Raw genomic sequence first — 3,205 nt, 5'->3', positions numbered from 1 at the left:
CGCGCGCGCAAAAAATAGCGGAGGCGCGGCGGGTGGGGGCGCCACGCTGGAGCAAGCGAGCCACGAAGCGGCGAGCTAGCACATTGAAGTTCGACATTTTTTGTAAACGGTCAGCCAGTAAGAAGAAGAAAGCCGCGAAGAGGTAGCGCTTGCCGCGCCTCCGAAACTGCCTGCCCGCCTCTGGAGGGTCGGCTCGTAAAAGTCGCTGAAAGCGACTAAAAGAAAAAACGCAAAAATTTTAAAGAACTTTTTATTAACTCAAATGGCGTATCCGGTAGACCCAACCAGATTGCTCATGTTGTCCGAATACACCATTAAAAATAGCAATCGGTGAAAGTTGAGTCCACTAACAGTATACAAATTGTGGATACTTGAAATCCGAATTTATGCTATACTTTTTTGTAGATATCCATATGAAAGACCAAATTAATGTTGGTGATCAAAACTCACAAAAAACAGGCCAAAGCACCTCTGTTGAAAGTTCTGAAGTTTTAGAAAAAAGACTTAAATATTGGAAGTTAACCTCTATTGTACTGTTCGTCTTACTAATAATCTCCTTAATTTCAAGAGTAACAATTTACGAAGGATCAAAGAGAAATACAGAGTCGGAAACAAATAAAGACACCAGCATGATCAATACAGCGACACCAACTCCTCAACCTCAACCAACCATTCCAGCAACACAGGCCGATCCGACTATAGGGAAATCTTATGGTGTTTTTTATCCCTATAGTGAGGGCATTACTATTAATAACAATTTGCCAACAATAATAGGAAAAGTGGCACAGAAATCCGACATATACCTCGATACAAAATTTGGTTTAGAAAAGTCACCGGTTTCCGGGGAAGACGAATACTTTTTACGCTTTATCCCAGGAAGGGTAAAGAATCTCAAAGTAAAAATTGATGATATTGCCGTTAAAGCTGTTTTCGGAACTCCGCAATACCCAACCGTTTTATGTAAAAACAGAAATCTAAATCCAGATGGAACTTCATCTTACGATCCAAAAACAGGCGAGAAATCTCCACCAGACGACATTTTTAATTTAGAAAGTGATTGTCTTACCAATAAACAATCTGAATTACCTCCAGTTGTCTTTTTTACGAAATCAGAGACACCACTTTCAAAAGGGAAACATACACTAACAATACAAGGAAATGATAATTATCAAACGATGACGTTCTTTGTTGACACAGAATATCATTTAACTACGCAGGATATTTATGTTGTAGATAAAACTTCAGAATACTATTTTTTGAAACAATATCCACTTATCGCGGGAGACAATTGTAGTGAAGGTTATTATTACGACAGCAATTATCTTAAAGTTCCATTACCCTCATTTAATAATTCAAATTTATACTACGGTATATCCTTTCCACAAACAAAAGCAGAGTTGGAAGATACAACAAGAAGAAAAATTCAGATAGCGTTTGACAGTGAACGGTTTGATCTTTTTTTCCCACAAAGTTCTACCTTCTACGAAGGTAAGTCTTTTTATGATCGAAACAATCGTTTAAGTGATTACCACCAATTGTTTTTACCAAAAGATCAGTTGGTATTTCCTGATGGAAGCAAGGCTACATACGTAGATGATTCCGTATTTTTTTCTGGTGGAACATATTTGAATGGTTATTTTGAAATCTATCCTATTGATATGACCGGAGGAGAATATAAAGGATTTTCGATTCCGTGGGTAATTTCCGGATCATCAAGTTGCGATGGTTAGAATTATGTTAAGATGGTTGAAGAGAGAAAATTCGAGTAGATAAAATGAAAAGTAAGATCAGTAGACTAATTTTTATCCTACTAGTTGGACTGTTTCTAACATTCGTGATTACTTTGTTTTACGGGTTTTTTGTTTTGCCTCGTTTGAATAGAAATGTTTTTTGTATACAATCTCTCTCTCGGTCATGTTTTCTTGGCTCACCTGTATGTTTTAATTTTCCTAATCCCTGTTTTACTCCACCACTCTGGTCTCCTACTAAAAACAATAATGTCGGTTTTTGAAACTAACTGAAATTTAAGGGGGTTCTTGTCTGCGTACAGGTGGGGTGAGACGAGGACACTCGCCCGAAGGGCGAGAAAATCAATTACTAATTAACCAAAGTGTTCGCATTCAAATTAGAATTCGCCTCTATTGTAAAATATTTGTATAATAAATATATGATTTCTATTCGTTTCGGAATTACGTTTAGCCACACACATTTAAATTATCTCAAAATCCCGATTGATGACGCTTTGGATTTTGCCCTGGAAATGGGTTTTTCACACTTGAGACTTGGCAGTTATTGGCAAGCGATAGAAAAAAGCAAAGGGTTATACAATTTTTCTGTATTAGAGGATTTATTAAATCGGTGTGAAAAAACAAAACAAAAAGTGATCATGAACGTGGGAGTGAAATCGCCCCGCTGGCCAGAATTTTATTGGCCAGGATATTTAAAAGAGAAAGACTTTAATAATTTAGAAGCAAAAAAAAGAACTTTGTTATTTATAGAAAAGTTGGTAAAAACTTTAAAAAACTTTTCCTGCATCACACATTGGCAAGTTGAAAATGAACCGCTTGATCCAAGCGGTCAGAAAAATTTAGCTGTTCCTATTGATTTTTTAAAAGAAGAGGTTGAATTGGTGAGAAAACTTGATAGTCGGCCAATTATTCTAACACTTTGGGCTAATGATTTGGAATCAAGGCAGTTATTTCCTAAGGTGTCATCGATATCAGACGTAATTGGTTTGGACATTTACTACAAACAGTTTATGAAAAGCGATAAGGGAAAATCAGTTTATGAGGGGCCAAGAACAAATAATAATTACTTGCAAAAAATTATTAAAACATCTCCCAAAGAAATGATTATTACGGAACTTCAGGCAGAACCATGGGAAAAAGATGAAAAAGAGTATCTATCAAAAAACCCTGAAAGCATTTCGCCGAAACTATTGGAAAGTAATCTAAAAAAAGCATTATCTCTGGGAGTAAAAGAAATTCTTTTGTGGGGATTCGAGTATTGGTATTACCAAAAAAGTCAGGGGGATCATAGATATTTAAAGATAATTAAGGAATATTTATAAAAGTTCTTTAAAATTTTTGCGTTTTTTCTTTTAGTCGCTTTCAGCGACTTTTACGAGCCGACCCTCCAGAGGCGGGCAGGCAGTTTCGGAGGCGCGGCAAGCGCTACCTCTTCGCGGCTTTCTTCTTCTTACTGG

Annotated in this window: 2 protein-coding genes; both read left to right on the top strand. The window is 36.8% G+C overall.

Features of this window, described 5'->3' with window-relative positions; all coding sequences use genetic code 11:
- Positions 1–413 precede the first annotated feature (413 nt).
- Entirely contained in the window at positions 414–1,730 is a 1,317-nt protein-coding gene (locus KKF75_03905) for a hypothetical protein (protein MBU4381335.1), read from the top strand.
- A gap of 437 nt (positions 1,731–2,167) precedes the next feature.
- Entirely contained in the window at positions 2,168–3,070 is a 903-nt protein-coding gene (locus KKF75_03900) for a hypothetical protein (protein MBU4381334.1), read from the top strand.
- Positions 3,071–3,205 lie beyond the last annotated feature (135 nt).

The organism is Patescibacteria group bacterium (assembly GCA_018896215.1).
Lineage (GTDB): Bacteria > Patescibacteriota > WWE3 > 0-14-0-20-40-13 > 0-14-0-20-40-13 > JAHINB01.
The sequence above is the reverse complement of the archived record's forward strand: the minus strand, read 5'-3'. Positions and strand labels throughout refer to the sequence as shown.

Excerpts from the sequence above, each read along its gene's own strand:
- KKF75_03905 (MBU4381335.1), top strand. The coding sequence starts at position 414 with ATGAAAGACCAAATTAATGTTGGTGATCAAAACTCACAAAAAACAGGC.
- KKF75_03900 (MBU4381334.1), top strand. The coding sequence starts at position 2,168 with ATGATTTCTATTCGTTTCGGAATTACGTTTAGCCACACACATTTAAAT.